This is a genomic window from Microbulbifer mixtoriginis (SeqCode) (assembly GCF_052467945.1).
The window spans coordinates 1,270,947-1,290,812 of record NZ_CP174328.1 but is presented as its reverse complement, the minus strand read 5'-3'; the positions used below and the strand labels follow the sequence as shown (position 1 = coordinate 1,290,812).

Sequence of the window (19,866 nt, the reverse complement as noted above, 5' to 3'; positions counted from 1 at the left end):
AAATTAATTTAGTTTTCGATAGTGACATAATCTTAGTTCTCCACTGGTATTACCGGCTTTGGTTACCGCACGGGGGCGTGGGCCACTGTACTCATAGCTACCAACGCCCGTTTTATAGGTGATATTACCGGTATCATCGTAGCGCACCTCCTGGATGGGAGTTTGGCTGCCGGCCTGATAGTGGCGCGCATAGCGCAGGCGGTTAAGGCCGTCGTACTCAAAACGTTCCCGCAGGTCCTTGCTGTAACTACCATCGCCACTGAGGTCGGTTTTGGACAGTGTTATAAAGTTCAAGTACAAGACCTGGTACTGGACTCGGTCAGGGTGATATACACTAAAAACAAAACCCCGGCAGATTACTCTGCCGAGACTTCTTAAATAACTGCTCAGCCAAATCGAATGATTTATTTTGGCGCCAACACTTTATTCAGACCCTCAATATTCAGAGAGTTCTACATGCTTAGCGGATAAAGTGAGAGTTTATTACCTCTTGTTTTGCGTTGATTTCTACTTTAAAGCTTGGCATTTTTGGAGAACTCCCTCTCTGCCCAGCAGGCATATTTGGATCTGAAAAAATCACGACATAATTATCTCGCCCAGCTTTATATAGAGATATTTTATACTCTTCAAAATTATTAATTTTTTTCCTTAATTCGGAAACAGCAATCTCAATAACTTTATAGTCTTTCATGGTTATTACACTTAACTCGTCAACCATACCCTTACTTCCCTTGTGATCTGCAAAAACTGCTGAAGACAACATCAACATAAAAAATAGTATAATTTTGATTCTTCTCATTTGATAATATACTCCATTCCATTTGATGGATTATAAGCCCTAAACACCCCACTAGGAGTCCCCAAATAGCCTCTGTAATATGATTTCCCTTGCCCATCAATAGTAATACCATAAATATCACCTGCCCCTAATTCATTTGAGAAATGATCAGAGTTAAAATCATCCCTAAGAGGGTTACTCGTTCTAATAATATCTCCGTTCGAGTTTATTATGGAGTAATCTGCATGCGTATGATAATCACCAACAATAACGGCCCCTTCAGGAACAAGGTGCGCAGCAGAAGAAAGATTGAATCCATCTTCTGTGCCTGCCATAGGTTTTGTATACCCGTAAGTACCATTTTCGCTCCGGTAAATATACCCACCGTATTCAAGGTTATCTTTGATTGACTGAGGATTTGCTACTGATAAAGCTTCAACGGCTTTCTGATCTTGAACACTTGCACACTCAAGTGGAACAGAACAAAAATTTGTTGTGTCTGCACTACCACTCTTATTTCTAGCGCTTAGATCTCCTGGATTCGCTATCGAACTAACAATACTCGCAAAAGCAGCAGTCGCCGCCCCATTAATAAACTTGCCACCTGTAGCCTCAGATACCAGCCCTGAAACCACCATCTTAACGGCTATATGCGTATTTTTCCCAAATCCACCACCGACTCCCGACGAGACAAAACCATGGGCAAACTTTCCACCACCCAGTTTTGCCAATATACCTCCGGTTACTCCACGGATTGCAATATTAGTCGGACTCCATCCTTGAGGCATGGCGGAAAAGGCTGCCGCTGAAACTGCTGCAAAGACACCATTGCGGAAAGCTAACCCTATATCTCCAGTTACCTGATACGTCTGATTCGCATTATAAGCGGCAAGAGCCGCCGGACAAGCAGCATTAGAAGCTACGCAAATAGCAACTTGTGCAACAGCATTCAAAAGTGGCTTCCCAGCCATATAACGATGAAGATCACGGTTATTTAAGAAGGCATTCCTGAATTTATTCCAGGAACTATACCCAGAAGGATCCGTATAACTCAGCGGATTATTGTGTACATAGGCATAGCGGTTGTAGCCTTGTACCGAAGTTACCCCATCAATTAGCGGATCAGCGGTTAAGAAACGTGACAGGTTGGGATCGTACACCCGGCCATTCATATGAATAAGGCCCACCTCATCCATCATTTCATGACCTGTGTAACCACGGTTACTACTTAAATGATTAAAAGCACCAACGTTTAAAGTCTTAACCGTATTCGAGGGGCCAGAACCGATACGCTCCCAGTTCAACGGGTTGCGGCGTTTGCCCCATGCATCAAAGCTGTATAGCAACTTGTTACCTGCAGCATCTTCTGCAACCTGCCCCTTACTATCAGTAATGACATCCAGGGAGCCCTGTAGGCCTTTGTGTAAATACTGAGTGCTTGTACCGGCAATTTCATCCGACGCATCTAGTTGTACTCGCTCAACAGCAACCCCCGCAATATTGCGGCGATAGAAGCTCTTTATATGGGCTCCGGAGGTACTGCGCTCAATCACTTTCTCGACGCTGCCGATCTGCAAGGTAGTCACAGTACCTTTGCCATTGTCGTCCACACGCTTGAAGCGACTACGGTCGGGACCATAATAAAGGTGGGTTTTATGACTATCTTTGGTGAGTAAACTTGGCTTATCAAATACCGTATATTCCCTTATGCGGTTATTTGAACCGCGCACCATGTTGCCATTTTCATCGTATTCATAACTAAGGCTTCCAGCTTTTGTCACAGCATGTGGTCGAGCACTATCGTAACTATAATTTCCAACCCCACTTTTAAATCTGATGTTTCCGGCATCGTTGTAACGCACTTCCTGTACGCTAGCTTCGCTACCACCACTATAGAGCCGTGCATAGCGCAGGCGGTTCAGGCCATCGTACTCAAAACTTTCCTGTAGATCCTTGCTGTAACTACCATCACCACTGAGATCGGTTTTAGACAAAAGGTTGCCGATAGCATTCCAGTCGTAATGCAGATTCTGCACTTGACCTACCCCAGGGTTAATATCTGTGAGGATACTGGTGAGGCGATAGTGCTGAGGGTGATACTCATAAGTGGTTGTGAGGCCATTACCCAATAATACTTCTTCTACCTGTCCGCGCAGGTTCATGCGCTTCACACGGTAGTAGTAACCCTGCCCGGCAGGAGCCTTCACATCCCGCACACCCACCTTATACCCATAGCTGTTATAAACAGTTTCCATGCCATATAGGTAATTTTGTTGGCGAGCTACCTGCTGATTACTGGCGTCAAAGCTACGCTTGACACGGCTGTACTTGTCATAGGTGACCTTCTCATAAAAATCTCCTTCGCCATCAAGTACACCCAACACCGTCGTAGTTTCACCCAGGCGACCGTAGATATCGTAGTGCATTAGCTTAAGGAAGCTAATGTCCTCCATATTTGTATTGCAGCTACCGTTAATAACTACGGAAGCTTGGGCTACGGCCACCAGTTTGCCATCGAATCGGTATTTGGAATTACAACCAGGATCCTGGTCGTAGTACCAACGGCTAAAGTTCTGTAGCTTGCCTGTTTGGCTACTGGAATTGAAACTAGTGTAATCGGCTCGAGTCACCATACGGCCAAGGGCATCATAGGTCATGGTGGTACCCTGCCCCTTGGCATCCTTCTGCCAAGCCAACTCGCCAAAACCGTTATAGCCGTAGGTCCATGTGCCCTTATCCGGATCTACCAAGCGTTTCTTACGACCCAGATTATCGTATTCAATACTGGTTACTGAAGTTTCGCCACCTCCGCTATTCAATACACGAACATGTCGGAGGTTGCCATCAGCAAAATATTCATACTTAAGTTTTCCTCCGATGTTATCAGTGACTTGGGCCAGCTCACCGAGCACATTTTTCTGGGTAACCTTAGTTTGCTGTGCACAATTTTTAGTAGTTTCTCTCAGACCATTGTAGGTAATGGTGCTATCACATTGGCCACTGGGTGCATCCACTTTGGTGGTGCGTCCTAGAATATCGTAGGAGTAAGAGGTCCAACGCGGAGAGCTGCCGCTTTTATAGGGATCGGAAATCTTTTTAACACGGGACTGCACATCGTACTGGGTATCTACAAATACAGATTTACCATGAAAGTCCTGAGTTTGTTTGCGGATCTCCCGGCCCAGACGATCGTGGTACATTACCGTTTTTGTTTTATCGATACCGGTAGAAGTCACCTTAAAATGCGCCGGTACACCAGCGACCGTAGGGCAGCCACCGCTGTCAGCGCAGAATGTACTCAGGGTCGTGCTATGACTACCTGTCTCATGATGCTCAAAGTAGCGAGTACCAAATTGAGAGTAGGCATAAGTGGTGGCCACCCCACTAATATCAAATACTTTACCTGGTTGGCCAAAGGCATCCATTCCCAAATACTGCTCTACCGTTTGACTAAGCGCATTAGTCTTACTGGTCGGAAAGCGCCCATAGCTGTCATAACCCGTATGGCTAGTACGGCTTTGACCAAGCGCATCGGTCACAGTAGCTGCAATACGATTACCAAAGCGATCGTGTTCGTAACGGGTGTGCAATTCTTCTACGCTACCTTTGGCTACCCATTCATCAGTTAAAAGGCCGGTCTGGCCGTCATAACCAAAATGTACAGTGCGCTTGATCTGTGGTGCAGCCAAGCTACCTTGCCTCTGAGTAGTGACGCTGCTCTCACTCAGCCGCGCCAAATGCCAGCGGCTGCTGCTAACCACATTATTATATTTGTTACTTGTGGTTTTGCTCTGAACAAGGTTATTTGAAGCATCATAATTTTTAACCACCACAGAGCTCACATTGCCATACTTGATATCAACATCAGCCGTGTAATTAGTGGTAGTCACCACCTTGCCCAGATAATGTCCATCCAAGCTATAAGACTTATCCTGCGCTTGGCTGATATAGGGCATTACTGTTTTACCGGATACCGGCTCAACCGATTTAAGCGTATTAATAGAACAGCTAATCAGCTTAAGGCTGGATTCACTACAGGAAGCCGGAGTTTTGATATTGCTGGCATTGGGCTCTATTACTTTAGCCGTTTGTGAAGGCATCCCTATGTAAGGGTAGTCTTGGCGATACCGGGTTGTTATCTTCACCTTGTTTTGAGGGTCATAAGTGGTAACCGACTCAAAACCGAGGAAGCCGCGCCCACCACTCTGCATACGCGCACCTGCATAGTGGTAATGAGCCTCTACAGTATTGTTATTGTCATTCGCCGCCGGCGCATCAGAAATCACTTTCTTCACCACGTACATCGGTGAATACAAGTCAAAAACGGGTGAACCGCGTCCATAATTTAGCTTGAAGGAGCCCTTCTTCCGATTATAAATATTAGCACTGTCGTCATTTAGGCGTGCATATTGAATTTCTGTTCTAACGCCGAAACCATTCTCAACAGATTCAAGAATATCAACTGGTTTATTACCATGCTTAGGTTTGAGGATACGCACATACTTATCTGTAAAACCAGAACCACTAAAGAACCCTGAGCGGGTGCGCATATCATCGCAGTGGTTTTCTTTTTCATCACGGTTAGCGCACTTTTCAACGATTTCAGGGCGACCATCCCCAGTCACATCCATAATATAGTGACTGTGGTCACTCTTATCTACGCCAAGTATTAACCCAGTCTTGACTCCTGTACCAAAGCCATTTGATTTATTGGGGAGCACATATAAATACTGGTATTCGTTATTTATTTTATCGTTAGCGTTCGGGTAAAGAATGTCGACCAGACCATCCATATCCCAGTCATATAACTGAATATTGTCATCTACGATGGCTGGTAGAGCTTTTGCGGTTATAAATTTAACCCCATTAAAGTGATAAACACTCCAGGCACTTTTATTGCTGACCCTAAAGAGTAAATCAGGTAAGCCATCACCATTGAGATCACTCACCATGTGCTCAGTGGACCCACCACTATTAAAAATTTGCCTTGAAAAGACAGTAGAATGCCCACCATTAACATTGGACATCAACACAACAAAATGATAATCGGTCTTTGAAGTAATATCATTATAACAATCGATAGATGGCTCGGTACAACGCCAGTTAGTTGACACAATCGCAGTTAAGTCTGCAATTCCGTCACCATTGAAATCAGCCACGATATCTTTATCACGAACATTCACATTAGTTCGATTTATATATAAGCCAGTTCTTCCCCCAGGCGGGGTAGAACTGGGAAGAGACAAACTTCTTACTACTTCACTATTTTTGAATGATAACTTACCCGAGCTGCTGCGCTGCAGCTCCCTGATTTTAAGGTTAGGTGATTGACTCCTGAAATGATCAGCGTTACCCCCAGTAAAATAGATATAGTCGGGCAAACCATCTGCATTAAAATCATGCATTTTACCCAACTGACCTTTTTGGAAAGTAATTGCTGTAGGAGTATCAGTTACATTAAACCCAGATCCATTAGAGTAATTGACTTCCCAATATGTAGAACTGTCGGAAATTGGCGCATGCAGTAAATCATCTTTACCATCATTGTTGTAATCTAATAGGTGCCATTCCTCACGCTCATTGGAACGAATTCGCATTTGCCCGGGCTGAATGGCAAGCGACCCTTGCTTAGTGCCTAAAGCAACTCGAATATAGCGTTTTCCATGACTACCGTCGTAGCGAATAAATACAAAGTCTGTAAGTCCATCACCATTTACATCGCCATATTTACCACCTTCAAAGCCAGAGTGAAAAATATTGGGATTAGCAAGCCCTTTAACAAGACCAGCACCATCAGACTTTGAATAGGTAAATACCGTTGGTTTACGACAATTACTCTTTACACATTCCTCTACTTCTTCGAGCAATAATCGACCTGTCCCACTCTTTTTATAGGAAAACTTATAGCGCCGTATTTCCTCGGACTCTGCCGTAGAGATGATTGAGGTCAATCGTCTCGTCGAAGCGGACTTTTGTCCAAAACGATAGCCATAGCGTTTATCTGAACGATTAGTATCGTAGTTAAACTCTATTCGGTTAACGAGAATATCATTACTTCCACCCGAATAATCTATGTACTCAATGAGGTGTTCACCAATATTATTATCTTTAAGATAGGAGTATTCAATTCGATTGCCGACACTGTCTGCTTGCTTGTTGATATACCAAGCATTGATACTCTGAGAATCATCTGTTAGGCCATAGTAAGAAATGGACCCATCCTTACGATAGACCTCAAAGCCTTTTTTACTACCGACGCCGGTCGATACCACCTTGACCCTGAGAAAAGAATCCAGGGATGTCCTATATTGAGTGCCAATACCACCGTATTGGCCAGATGAGACTAATTTTAGGCGCAGACCATCGAGACAGAATCGATCAAACTGGCTGCCATTCACTCCATCTTCTTCAAAAGATTTTCGACAAGCGGTTATTGCTGAGAGCCCACTAATGCCCCAACCAACACCCAGTGGACCATGCCCCCCAGAACTACTATAGCTAACACTAACGCTAGGCACACTACTGCCCGATGAGGGACCAACTGGAATCGGTAGGCTATAGGTGGCCGCACCAGACTCACTGACACGAAACTCTCCAGGCACAATACCTACACGATCTGAGGCCAATACTGCGGGATCAGTATTCGCTAGGGCAGTAGCCTTGTGTGGTGGTGTATCTACGGAAACAGGAGGAGATGAAAGCTCTACCTGCACAACTTCTGTTACTGCTGTAGCAGAGCAACTAGAAAAACTGGAAACCTGATTACAGGCACGGATTTTATAAGCAAAGAATCCACCATCAAGACTAAAAGACTTAGACAGATTATCCAGGTTTGTATGTTTGATTACTGTAGAGTTATTCCAAGAAACAGTTCCATCCACGGAAGTGGCTGTACCTGAAAAAATTTCATAACGAACCAAGTTGCCACTGCTACTTCCCCAATTCAGGTCAACACTTCCCGTTCGGGAGAAAAGCGGAGATAAATTTAAACTATTAGGCTTACCCGGTTTTTTAGCCACAATAACAGACTTATAGTTACCCGTTCCCGAACACCCCCTCAAGTTACAAGCTACAAGATGATATTTATAAACACCATCATCCCGCTTCAATTGTGTACCTGTAACCTTGGATGGAGAAGTGGAACTAGTAGAAACAGTTTTTAAAAATTTACCTCCTTCATAAATTTTGTACTGATATACAAACTCATTGGAGCGATCACTCCAATTCAAACTTATACTGCCGTTAGAGCTATTGGCTATAGAGTCCAAAACGGGGGCAGACGGAAGAGGCTGATTCCAAACAGTAATGCCTACTGTAGCGCTCCAACTAACGCTGCAACCTGAAGAGTTACAGTTTTTACTACGGAACTCCCAGCTTCCATCTGTTAAACCTGTAGCAGTAAAATCTACTGCTCCAGCTGTGCTGTAAGAGCTATCAGAGGGCCAAGCAGTGCCTTTTTTTCGCTTCTGCCAACGTACGGAGCTGATCGGCCCAGTACTATGGGATTTTAAACTGGCATTACCATTGTAAGATTTATTATTTTTTATCGAGAGAGTAGCCTTATTGGGAACAATGACTACCGTAGCTGAAACGGATGCATAGCCTGCATAATCAGGCTCCGGGCAGTTAGGAAAGCTACCTAATAAACACGTTTGGCATGAATATCGATAGCTGTAGGTCCCACTAGCACTCAAAGTCTCAGAGAATATTGCCCCAGAACTGAATTTAGCACTGCTAACTTTGACATTATCTCGCTTTAACTCACAACGCTCGGCCCTTGGCCAATCAGTATTAAAAACTAAAATCACCTTTCCAGACTTGGATACTGACTGCAATGCAATGTTGGGTAACTTTAGATTAATTGTCTTTTTGCTTGTCCATCCACTACAAGACTCAACCTTATTATATGTTTTACACGCCCTCACACGATAGGAATAACTACCGTTTTTTGTTTTAGTAAATGTTTTACTTAATCCTGTTTGGCTCCAGTTCCCTGTAGCATCACCCGTCTGTTCAACTTTATACCTAGAAGCGCCAGATACCGAGTCCCAGCTGATCTTGTAAACCCCGTTAGAATCATTACCGGGAACAACAAGATTCTTAGGAACACCTGGAGCCCGGGAAACAGTGACATTTGATGAAGTTTTATACGAGCTTGTCAAACTCCCTTGAATCACGGCAACCCTATAGCTATAGATACCGGTTCCCCTACCTGTCAGCGTCTTTTTAGTGAGATTTCCCTTATATACTTCGACCCATGAGCCACTGTTTTTCTTCTCTTGCAGTATATATTTTGACGCACCAGAACCCGCATTCCATGAGATTGCAACACTCCCATTTGTACTTTTAGAGGGGACAGTAACCGAGGTCGGTGTTCTAGCAACGGTTATTGCCTGAGAGTACACATAGCTGCTACACGCAGTAAAGCATGCTTGCACTCTATATTCATATTTACCCGTTGATCGACCAGCCAATGTCTTTGAAAGCCCCCCACCGGAGTAAATATCACTCCAGGCTCCTCCGTTCTTTCGCTCCCACAATATGTACTTACCTGGAGTTTTTGATGCTTTACCCCAACTAACCTTAAACCCGCCAGTTTTGCTAGTTTTAGGTAAAGTAACAGCGCCTGGTCCAGCAATACTTACCTTGACCGTATGGCTACCTCTTTTAAAGAAAAAACCCGGTTCATAGCAGTGCCCATTGCGACCCCATTGTAGACATTCATTCCCAGCCCACAAATCAAAACGATAAGTTCCAGTCCCTAAGTTATAAGTCTTTGTTCCTCCGCTAGGACTTACGCTATAGGTTCGATAGAGCGAACCACTCTTATAAATTCTAAACTCAGCCTTTGAGGCAGGAGAAATCTTAGAGTAAGTAAGCTTGACAGTTCCCGTGGAACTATTGGTTGTTCCGGATATGACTCCAGCCAAGGCAAGACCAGAGAAAGAAAAGTAAAAAAATACAAATGTAAAAATGCTAAAAATAGCCTTCCAATCCCTGGACACACTGAACTCCGATGTAATTAACTACGAGGCTTCCACCTCAAAAACAGGTCGCGGAGTCTATCGTATAAGCTTTCCAAAGGGAAATTATGCGCCTTACTAAAATGCACAAACTGTCTTTATACTCCAATTGAAACCATCGTTCAGATTTAGAAACTCTATTTAGCCACCAAAAATCCTCACAAAAACCAACCAAAAAACACCCTAGAATAAAATACCTTGATCCACATCAATTAAATTTCAGATCAAACAAATCAAGCTTACACAGAAAATAAATTTCCACTCTAAAAGTGCGTGATTAGCCCCTACACTAAAGCCTTTACCGGCATAAGTCCCATCCAACCAACATTTAGGCGGAATAGTTAAACCAAAAAAAACGACATCAATAAACACCTAAAAATGCAAAGGGCAAGGCTTACAAAAATACAACCCATATTAAAAGTGCAACTTCAAGATATCAGCTGAGCGACCCTTACACTCATGGCCACAAACTATTACAACTTCATCTGCAAAAACTCACAAAACGACCAATATCATCTATAAATTGCACACCTGTACAATACTTACATTACTCTTAGAAATATTCACAATACAGCCCCCAAGAGAACCTCTCTCTTGAAGGCCACATTGTCTATTTCATAATTTTCAACAGCAGAACTTCATTACTTAAGACTGTAATTCACTTAACTATAATTAGAGTGCGACCCTGATATCTTTCGGCGGATGACAATGAAATACTACATAGGTGGTATCCGGAGTGTAGTAACATGTAACATCATAGTGATAACCATCATCTTGCTCATTTTTTTGCACAGAGGGGAACATCTTCTTATTTTCTTGAAGTGTCTGTCCTTTTAACCACTGATTAACAAAGTAATCTTTTACTATCACTGCAGCAGTCTCTGCACGCGCCTTGTAAAAGGTACTCAGCACTTTATCTGCACTAGGGTTATCCTTATAATAAATCTGGCTTCCATCGGTATTTCTTTGTTGTATATCGTTTTTACTGCAATATCCATGCACTATTTTATCGTGCTTAGACTGATAACCGAGCTCAAGATATACCGATACATTCATCGTCAAAATAGAACGGCTACCATTTTCATGGGGCTTTGGATTTTGATAGTGCAAATCAAAATCACCAACAGGGTGAACAGCAGCTCCCATCTCCTTTATATCTTTTGGTAATGGCATAACATTTCCTTTTATGAAGTTAATTTAAGTTTTCGCTTCAATCCAAATTACACAACCTTTTTTCTCATGTGTAATCCTTACTCAAACAATCATGAGCGATCTCAATATGGGAGATAAGGGAGTTGTTATACAGAGTGAAGCTTTTCATCTTCATAAACACGGAAATTAAATTTTTTCAATTTCCTAATCAGGGTATTCTGGTACCTGTTTGGGCCAGCAAATCTTTAAACTAGTTTGTTACCAGCAGTATCTTTGTCTACCAGCCCATTACTATCGTTGATGAGATTCAAAGAGCCTTGGAGATCTTTGCGTTCATCCTGTTGGCTGGCGGATTCACCGTGTGTATTCAGATCGACACACTCGATAGCAATCCCTGTAATATAACGGCGATAAAAGCTCTTGATAGTGGCACCGGAGGTGCTGCACTCTGTCGCTTTCGCTACCCTGTCGATCTGCAGGGTGGTTACAGCACCTTTGCTATTGTCGTCGACACGCCTGGAGCGGCTGCGGTCTGGCCCGAAAGTAAGGTGTGTATCGTGGCCGCTCTTAGTCACCAAGCTAGAATTGTGTAGTCCAGCGTACGGCCGCCCGAGTCGCCACACATGTTGCCGTTGGTATCGTACTGAGAGATGATATTGCGGCTTTGGTTACCGCATGGATGGGGACGTGAGGCATTATATTCATGGCCACCAACGCCAGTTTTATAGGTGATATTGCCGTCATCATTGTAGCGAATCTTCTTGGTGGTAGCTTGACCGCCGACCTGATAGGGGTGCGCCTAACGCTGCGATTGAGGCCCCCGCACTTCAAAATGTTCTTTCAGGTCCTTACGATTGCTACCATCACCATTGAGGCCAGTTTTAGAGAGCAGGTTGCCGATGGCATTCTAGTCGTAATGCAGATTCTACACTTGACCCACACCGGGGTTGAACTCCGCGAGACATACTGCAGAGGCAGTAATCTTGTGGATTGTAGTAGTGAGATCATTGGCAAGCAGGACTTCTTCCACCCGGCCACACAGGTTCATGCACTTAACCCGATAATAGTAACCACTGCCTGCGGGGGCGGTTACACCGAGCACACCCACTTTATAACCGAGTACGTTGCAGGCTGTTACTACACCGCGCAAGTAGCCCTCACCATTGGCCACTTACTTGCCCTTAAACTCGATACATTTACAAGCGGGTACATATTGAAGAACCAACGGCTAAAATTCCGAAGAATGCTCAGTTGGCTATAGGAATTGAAGCCTATGTAATCGAAACGAATCATTATGTGACCGAAGGCATCTCTGGTTGTGTACGAGAGTATCGCAGGAGTAATTCGTCCAGCGAGGGGAGCCACTACTGATACCCGCCCCTCCCTGAGAGTCATTAATACCGAAACTACTGAGCACTCTGAGCGCCGAGGTACTACCACTGAATGAAGAGCTCACCTACAGAGGAATAATATAGGTCTCCAAGCCGGATTCGCTCACGCAAAACTCCCTGGGTAAGATGCCAATATAATTGGGAACTAACACATGGGTGACGATAGCCTTACAGTTCGACACCTTCACAATGACCGGTGGCGGAACTTCATCAACCATAACAATACCCATAGAAATCGTATTTAGCAGCTACTGCAACTCTATACATGGTTACTGGCACGGACCTGAAAGGTAAAGAAGCCTTTTTACCCAACGAAAGCGTTTTGCTCAAACGCTTGGAATCTGTGTACTTACTTAGAGCAGCTATACTCCAACTTACCCACCCTTCTGCCGAAGATACAGTACCGAAAACTATTTCAAAATGCACTGCTGTACCACTAGCACTTCGCAAGTGAGATCAACTTCACCGGTGCGCGAGCAATTTTTCTATAGATTGAGAGATTTTGGTGCATCTTTCAGTGATGCACAAATAAATCTGTTCGCGACAGAACGAATGTATTGCAAGTTTTACCCCCTACTAATAAGATTTACAAGAAGTAAAATATAAAACCTATTAAAAAGGAAATTACCTTTCCGAAACATAGACCTCAGTTATAAATTAAATGGTGCAACTCTATTCACTCTGGGGCAATTCTGCCCCCCATGTGGGATGCAATGCTAGGGCAAGGCATTGAGCGTGAAACAGCAATAGAAGGGATTTCTAAAGAAATACCTCTTGGGGTTATGGGAGAGCCAAAGGATGCTGCATACGCAGCCCTTTATCTAGCCTCAGAAGAATCTAAATATATAACTGGCACTGATTTGAATATCGATGATGGCATTTTAGCTGGCAGCACAGCAACTCCAAACAAGGAGTAAAAAAATATAAAACACAACTTCCTATTAGGGAGCATATAACGATGAAGCAACATTTGTTTATTTTCAAGGAGAGCCTGCGCAGACCCTGCCCTTCCCTGCCGTTCAGAAAAACTATAAACATTTATATCAAACTAGTATTTTGTCATACACCTTAACTATACCAACACTATCACACGTGGCCTTTAGTGAATTTTTTTGAAAGGGATGGTGTTCGCCATATTTATATGAAAGAGAGATAAAGAAAGGGCTTTCATTTGAAGCCATACATGTACAACAGATAGCGCCACACGAGCAGATAAAATTAAATCTTACTCGAGAATCGAACTCTAAGAGCCCAGCGACCATAAAGATATTAGAGAAATTTGGTTGGCTGTTAATATTTAAACCCAGCAAACAATTACAACTTAAGCCGGAAATACTTACGGTGCAAACTCACTCGCCAGGCTTATTATGGAAATTGAAATATCAATAGAACATATCAAAGAGCAAATTAATCTTCCCCCAGACAACTTTAGGATACTCACTAAAACTTAAAAAATTACAAGCACCAACCTTATTACCATGGAAATATAACGTAAATTTAGCCACTAGGATTTTCCTAAATATACCTTATTAGAATTAATAAACCATAAAGCATGATGGATCAATTTTAACTTGAACATACATACCACCAAGGTGCAATCAATTAAACTACCGCATCAATACGTCAAGAAAGACTCCTTACAGGGTCTAAGAGCATTCTTTTTGAACAAGTTACTGAGGCGCAATATGAAAACTCTCCTTAAATTATTTTTTATAATCTTTCTTGCCGGTGCCGCTAAGGCCAACAGCATTGATGAGCATAGAGTTAAAAGAGCTGATGACACCAATATATCCTATTATCAAATTCAGCAATCACCTAGCAAACCAAGTGAAACTTTACTACTGATACTTCAAGGCTCAGACTGTAATAGTGTTTTAAAAATAGAATCAATATTTACCGATTATAAAAACATATGGCCAGAAGCTGACCTCCTCCTAATTGAAAAGTACGGCATCGACAGCAAATTAAGCTACAGCCTAGAGGATGAGCGAACTGACTGCCCTGATCAGTACATCCAAAATGATAACCCTGAACAGCGTGTATCTGACATTCAAGATGTTTTAGATGCTGTCAGAAAAAATTATAAATATCAAAATTATATAATACTTGGAGGAAGCGAGGGCGCAGTAATAGCCAACTTAGCTACAGCAAGGATTGATTATATTGATGCAACCATCTCTTTTAACGGAGGAGGCCGCAAGTTTATTGACGACCTCATACACAGCATTACATTAAATCACCCAGTTAGTGAAGACCCAGAAATGAGTATTAAAGAAGTTAAAAATTTTGCAGCTCAGATTCTTAATAGTGAAGAATTTGACTTTGAAGCAAGCCAACATAGCTATAACTGGTGGCATCAATCACTCGCAATTGATCAACAAGAAGTTCTTATGAGCGTCGACATACCTTTGCTAATTATTCAAGGTGGGAGAGATTTATCTGTTTCTCCTCAAATGGTTGATAAAATGATGCTAACCCTTGAAGATCTTGGAAAAGATAATATTGAATACCGAAAATACAAAGAACTTGACCACGGACTAAAGGATATCAACGGGAGAAACATGCGCAAAGAGGTGGTTAAAGATATTAATCTGTGGCTAAAGTCCAAACTTAAAACTTCTAACAAATCTCAGATACCGGCCAATTAAAATACTAGAAACCACTTCATGGCTTCTTGATCTCAAACAATAAGTACAATTGGTAAGGGAGGCTCAGGTGATTGATTCACCCCCTCCCAACCTAGAGAAAAGAACTAATAAGCTACCACCAATTGAGCGAAAACGAACGGTACCAGCTTTACAGATTGCGAACACCCTTAGGAAGCAATTGCTAAGCTACTGGGGAAACATCTCTCGATGACTAATCGAGAACTATAACGCAATACTGATTTTCGGGGAAAAATCACCCATAGCAAGCTTACAAAGTAAAAAGAATAATTAATGGTGTATGGCAACAAATAAACAGCCTTACCCGGAAAGAGTGAAGCCCTCAAAACTTTACGTACCCCAGAAGAAAATCTTGAGCATACCGCCCTACGCATGCCATATTTATGTTTATATAAGGGCTGTGAAAAATAATTTTTCCGCAAAACTCCGCAACGCAAATAGCTCTTAGCTTTTTCAGGATTCATAAAGTGAAAAAAATCTGCAGAAAAAACTAGCATGAAAGATTTATCAGGCTGGACTTACAATAATAACAAGCCGATCACATCTCTTCCCTTTACGTGGTTAGCGGGAGTGGCTATTAAAATGAAGGTACGAATAACACGTACAAATATAATAGCATTAAAGGGAATAATTTGCGGCACGTTATAGAGGGGCAAGGATGAGAGGATTCGGGTGGAGCATCCATCTTTTCTTTCAGGCTAAATTCCAGAGGAAACCTCAATGCTGGCCGGGAAACCTTCTGGAGCCTAGACGGGGCTTTTTCTAACGCCGGTGAGCCTGCGGAGAGCACGCCTAACCGGAATCAGTGCCAACCAAAACTGAATTCTTTCCCCCTTGTCTTCACCAAATGTTATTCAAATGTGATCTGAACCTGGCAAGTGAATTGAGAGCATTAACGGGGCGCCAATAATGAAGAACTAACCCCATTTCTTTGCCACCTTGCAAGAATTCCATTATCGGAGCCGAAGCTACACCCACAATCTACGCTCATTATAAGCGCAGTACAGCTGCATCAACCTCAAATCGAGACTCTTGGTGTGAGCGATGATGGATTCATTCTCGCAGAGAATACACGAGGGGACTCCTAGGAATGTAATCCTGCGAGAGCCGCTATAGCCACCCAGCCAATAAAATCAGACTTACAGCAATCCAGAACCGACATACTTGAGCATCTCCCCCAGAGATTCTTAAACCAGCAACCTCCATAACAAGCTCATGACCATTATCGAAGACCGTAAAGGTGAGCATCAATGTTGCCCTCTCCATTGGTGCTCCTTGGCTTCACACGAGTTACCCAAGCTACCCCTCAGAAAAGCGTTGTCGCTATACTCCACAGGTACAACCGCAATCAAATATGATCAACGGGGACAGAAGACGCTTACTTGCCGGTTCTCCTAAGCTAGCGGTACCCCTCTTATAACTGTTGGTTACAGACATAGCGGAAAATATTGTTATTTATTGCATAAGCGTACTGGTATGTTAGGCGCCAGCGGAGAACCATCCGGGGCTTGCCCCCCTCTCCACCATCCGCGCACAAAGGCAATGGAATCAAGCTGTTATGTATCGATACGACGACCGGGATCGCGCCATCATCAATGATCGCGTTGCCCAGTTCCGCGGCCAGACGGAACGTTACCTCGCCGGCGAGTTGAGTGAGGAACAATTCCTGCCACTGCGCCTGCAAAATGGCCTCTATATTCAGCGACTGGCCCCCATGTTGCGCATCGCCGTGCCCTACGGCCTGCTCAACAGTAGCCAGCTGCGCCGTCTCGCCCGCGTCAGCCGAGACTACGATAAAGGGTACGCGCACTTCACCACGCGCCAGAACCTGCAGTACAACTGGCCCCAGCTGGAAGATGTACCGGCCATTCTGGCCGAATTGGCCGAAGTGGAGATGCACGCTGTACAGACCAGCGGTAACTGCATCCGCAACACCACTTCTGACCCCTATGCGGGCATCGCTCTCGACGAGATTGCCGACCCCCGCCCCTACTGCGAGCTAATCCGCCAATGGTCCACCTTCCACCCGGAATTCGCCTTCCTGCCGCGCAAGTTCAAAATCGCGGTTAGCGGTTCCGAGCAGGACCGCGCTGCGATTCGTGTACACGATATCGGTGTGCAGATTGTGAAGCGCGGCGAAGAGATTGGCTTCCAGGTGCTTGTCGGCGGCGGTCAGGGCCGCACGCCGGTTATCGCCGAAACCATCCGCGATTTCCTGCCGGAGGAAGATCTGCTCTCCTATCTGGAGGCGATTGTACGGGTATACAACCAGCTGGGCCGTCGTGATAACAAATACAAGGCGCGTATCAAGATTCTGGTGAAAGCCCTAGGCCCCGAAGAATTTGGCCGCCGCGTGGAAGAAGAGTGGCAGCACATTAAAGACGGGGTAGAGAAATTGACCCCAGAAGCTCTGCAGTGGGCCAAGTCCTTCTTTACCGAGCCTGACTACAAGAGCTTTGATGGTACAGCCAGCGAGGCAGCCCTGCAGCAGCAGGCTGATAGCGACAAGGCTTTTGCGCGCTGGCTGGACCGCAATACTTACCCTCACCGAGTACCGGGTTACCGCGCTATCAAGCTCTCCACCAAGCCAACGGGTGTGCCCCCTGGTGATGTCACCGATCGCCAGCTTGAGGCCATCGCCGATCTGGCCGATGCTTACAGTTTCGGCGAAGCCCGTGCCACCCACGACCAAAACGTGGTATTGGCCGATGTGGAACAGGGCCAACTGTACGAGCTGTGGCAACAAGCGCGCAAACACGGCTTTGCCACACCCAATATTGGCACTCTCACCGATATGATTTGCTGTCCCGGCGGCGACTACTGCTCCCTGGCCAACGCCAAGTCGATTCCAGTCGCCGAAGCCATTCAGCGCCAATTCGACGATATGGATTACCTCTACGACCTGGGCGATCTGAATCTGAATATTTCCGGCTGCATGAATGCCTGTGGTCACCACCATGTGGGCCATATCGGCATCCTCGGTGTGGACAAGAAAGGCGAGGAGTTCTACCAGATACAACTAGGCGGCAGTGCTTCCAACGAAGCCAGTCTGGCCAAGGTACTGGGCCCCAGCTTCTCTCGCGCAGAAGTTACCGGGGTGATCGGCAAGATCCTCGATCTCTACATCGAACAGCGCCAGACAGAAGAGCCCTTTATCGACACCTATAACCGCATCGGCCTGCAGCCCTTCAAGGAGAGAGTCTATGCCAAAGCCAGTTAAGCTGGGCCCACAGCCGGGCAACCCCTCCGAGCTAATTCTCAATGGTGAGGTCAGCGCCAATGATTGGCAGCTACTACCTCAACTGGAGGAAGAGGGAACCATTGATCCAAATACCCTGCCCTCCGGCAAGCTGATCCTACCGCTGCGCCAGTGGTTAGCCCATCGGGAGGCCCTGGCAGAACGCAGTGCAGAAGTAGGGGTCTGGATAGACAGCGACGAAGGTGCTGAGCTTATCGGCAACGAGGCGAATAATTTTCCGTTGATCGCAGTTAACTTCCCGGCATTTGCCGATGGCCGCGGCTTTACCGCCGGCCGTATGCTGCGCGAGCGCTTTGGCTTTAAAGGGGAGCTGCGTGCGGTGGGTGGCTTTATGCGCGACCAGCTCACTTACCTGCAGCGCTGTGGCTTTAACGCCTACGCTTTTGAAGGCAACCAATCCCTCACCAGCCTGAGAGAATCCCTACAGGATTTTGGGGACAGCTATCAGTCCGGTGTAGATCAACCTCTGCCAATGTTCCGCAGACGCTTCTAAGGTCGATACTCGACTGAGTGTGCCCCTGTCCACATAGGCAAGGGCACACTGCTTCTACCCCGGCATTATCCTCTTCTATTTCCCCAATTAAATACCTTGCCTGAACCCCCTCACAAATCTCATATACAAAAAACCGAGGTCTACCCAAGCCCTTCCCAGCCCCCCTATTAAGCACTAACCAAACCAACTAGATCGCCGCGTCGAGAAGTGCTAACCCATTACCATAAACAACATCGGGCCCAGCCCCCGATACACGAAATGGTATCTGATTCAAATCCCCACCGAGCGTACTAATAGCAAGCGCCACCCGCTTCAATTCCCGGGCACCTGGCCTGTAGTGGCCACTGTGGTTATTGACCTCAAGTATTTGATAACCAGCGCCCAGCACAATGGTTCCTGCACCCAACACCGCCCCCCCAGCCAGAAATGAGGAATGATGGAAATGACCTAAATTTTTTCTTCCGACATAGAAATTACGCTGTGAATCCACAACATAAATTATGTTGCCCGCAGTGTTTTGCAGGATACCCAGCTCAAACCTTCTTTGCGTAGGAATAACCAGCATGTTTCCTGTAAATGTGGCCAGATGTTTCTGCCTATCCCGGTCGGAGAGATAGCGGACATTGCCATTACGGCCATGGGTCGCCTGGTGGTTGGGATGATGAACTTCCGGCCAATAAGGAGTGGCTACCATTTTTGCCCCCCTTGAGCGACCTAAAAGCCCCAGCGTTTTCAATGTAGAACGCAAATGTCTCCAGCGACTTCTTGCTCTCTGTCTTTTCTCTGCCTCAGTCATAAGATGCTTCCTTCCATCCGGTGAATAAAGTTGAAACAGGGGATCTCCCTAAAGTTCACTGAAAGAATATGGAAAGCAGCATGAACAGCTAATGAACACTATGATTTTAAAAATGCCTCAAGGTGAAAATCACCCTTCACCTGTAAGACCATGTAATGATACCCAGAAATTTTTAAACCATTTTTTAAAAGAGAGCCATGATAAAAGCTGGCCTCCCGTGAAATAGAAAGAAGAAAACTTGATGCTTGAGTTGCATTTACAATACAAGCAATATCTACTGAGAAAACTACAGGAGGTTTAACCAATCC

The 19,866-nt window shown here is 44.9% G+C and carries 12 protein-coding genes; 4 read left to right on the top strand and 8 right to left on the bottom strand.

Going from position 1 to position 19,866, the window contains the following annotated elements; all coding sequences use genetic code 11:
• Positions 1 to 3: 3 nt before the first annotated feature.
• From ACJJIJ_RS05750 to ACJJIJ_RS05725, 6 genes are all read right to left on the bottom strand, one after another.
• Complete coding sequence (locus ACJJIJ_RS05750) at positions 4 to 294, bottom strand: hypothetical protein (RefSeq protein ID WP_444938893.1); 291 nt, start codon at positions 292 to 294, stop codon at positions 4 to 6.
• Positions 295 to 460: 166 nt separating this feature from the next.
• Complete coding sequence (locus tag ACJJIJ_RS05745) at positions 461 to 799, bottom strand: hypothetical protein (protein ID WP_444938892.1); 339 nt, start codon at positions 797 to 799, stop codon at positions 461 to 463.
• Complete coding sequence (locus ACJJIJ_RS05740) at positions 796 to 9,783, bottom strand: RHS repeat-associated core domain-containing protein (RefSeq protein WP_444938891.1); 8,988 nt, start codon at positions 9,781 to 9,783, stop codon at positions 796 to 798. The genes ACJJIJ_RS05745 and ACJJIJ_RS05740 overlap by 4 nt, the downstream gene beginning before the upstream one ends.
• 690 nt (positions 9,784 to 10,473) lie before the next feature.
• Positions 10,474 to 10,974, bottom strand: a complete 501-nt coding sequence (locus ACJJIJ_RS05735; RefSeq protein WP_444938890.1) for a hypothetical protein — start codon at positions 10,972 to 10,974, stop codon at positions 10,474 to 10,476.
• 224 nt (positions 10,975 to 11,198) lie between these two features.
• Complete coding sequence (locus ACJJIJ_RS05730; RefSeq protein WP_444938889.1) at positions 11,199 to 11,531, bottom strand: hypothetical protein; 333 nt, start codon at positions 11,529 to 11,531, stop codon at positions 11,199 to 11,201.
• A gap of 347 nt (positions 11,532 to 11,878) precedes the next feature.
• Positions 11,879 to 12,124 (bottom strand): hypothetical protein, encoded by a 246-nt coding sequence (locus ACJJIJ_RS05725; protein ID WP_252085590.1) that lies wholly within the window; start codon positions 12,122 to 12,124, stop codon positions 11,879 to 11,881.
• 876 nt (positions 12,125 to 13,000) lie between these two features.
• Here ACJJIJ_RS05725 and ACJJIJ_RS05720 point away from each other — a divergent pair.
• From ACJJIJ_RS05720 to ACJJIJ_RS05705, 4 genes are all read left to right on the top strand, one after another.
• Positions 13,001 to 13,261, top strand: a complete 261-nt coding sequence (locus ACJJIJ_RS05720; protein ID WP_444939569.1) for an SDR family oxidoreductase — start codon at positions 13,001 to 13,003, stop codon at positions 13,259 to 13,261.
• Between the two features lie 768 nt (positions 13,262 to 14,029).
• Positions 14,030 to 14,992: an alpha/beta hydrolase family protein gene (locus tag ACJJIJ_RS05715; RefSeq protein WP_444938888.1), complete on the top strand. Its 963-nt coding sequence runs from the start codon at positions 14,030 to 14,032 to the stop codon at positions 14,990 to 14,992.
• 1,576 nt (positions 14,993 to 16,568) lie between these two features.
• A complete protein-coding gene (locus ACJJIJ_RS05710; protein WP_444938887.1) occupies positions 16,569 to 18,230 on the top strand; it encodes a nitrite/sulfite reductase in 1,662 nt (553 codons plus the stop codon).
• Positions 18,214 to 18,762: a DUF934 domain-containing protein gene (locus ACJJIJ_RS05705; protein WP_444938886.1), complete on the top strand. Its 549-nt coding sequence runs from the start codon at positions 18,214 to 18,216 to the stop codon at positions 18,760 to 18,762. Before ACJJIJ_RS05710 ends, ACJJIJ_RS05705 begins: the two co-directional genes overlap by 17 nt.
• 187 nt (positions 18,763 to 18,949) lie before the next feature.
• On the opposite strand, the gene ACJJIJ_RS05700 is transcribed toward ACJJIJ_RS05705, so the two are convergent.
• Both ACJJIJ_RS05700 and ACJJIJ_RS05695 read right to left on the bottom strand, forming a co-directional pair.
• Entirely contained in the window at positions 18,950 to 19,456 is a 507-nt protein-coding gene (locus ACJJIJ_RS05700) for an IQM protein middle domain-containing protein (protein ID WP_444938885.1), read from the bottom strand.
• 200 nt (positions 19,457 to 19,656) lie between these two features.
• Entirely contained in the window at positions 19,657 to 19,863 is a 207-nt protein-coding gene (locus ACJJIJ_RS05695) for a hypothetical protein (RefSeq protein ID WP_444938884.1), read from the bottom strand.
• Between the last annotated feature and the right edge of the window lie 3 nt (positions 19,864 to 19,866).

Bases quoted from the DNA above. Each gene is read 5' to 3' on its own strand.
- ACJJIJ_RS05745 (WP_444938892.1), bottom strand. From the start codon at position 799: ATGAGAAGAATCAAAATTATACTATTTTTTATGTTGATGTTGTCTTCA.
- ACJJIJ_RS05735 (WP_444938890.1), bottom strand. From the start codon at position 10,974: ATGCCATTACCAAAAGATATAAAGGAGATGGGAGCTGCTGTTCACCCT.
- ACJJIJ_RS05715 (WP_444938888.1), top strand. From the start codon at position 14,030: ATGAAAACTCTCCTTAAATTATTTTTTATAATCTTTCTTGCCGGTGCC.
- ACJJIJ_RS05710 (WP_444938887.1), top strand. From the start codon at position 16,569: ATGTATCGATACGACGACCGGGATCGCGCCATCATCAATGATCGCGTT.
- ACJJIJ_RS05705 (WP_444938886.1), top strand. From the start codon at position 18,214: ATGCCAAAGCCAGTTAAGCTGGGCCCACAGCCGGGCAACCCCTCCGAG.
- ACJJIJ_RS05700 (WP_444938885.1), bottom strand. From the start codon at position 19,456: ATGGTAGCCACTCCTTATTGGCCGGAAGTTCATCATCCCAACCACCAG.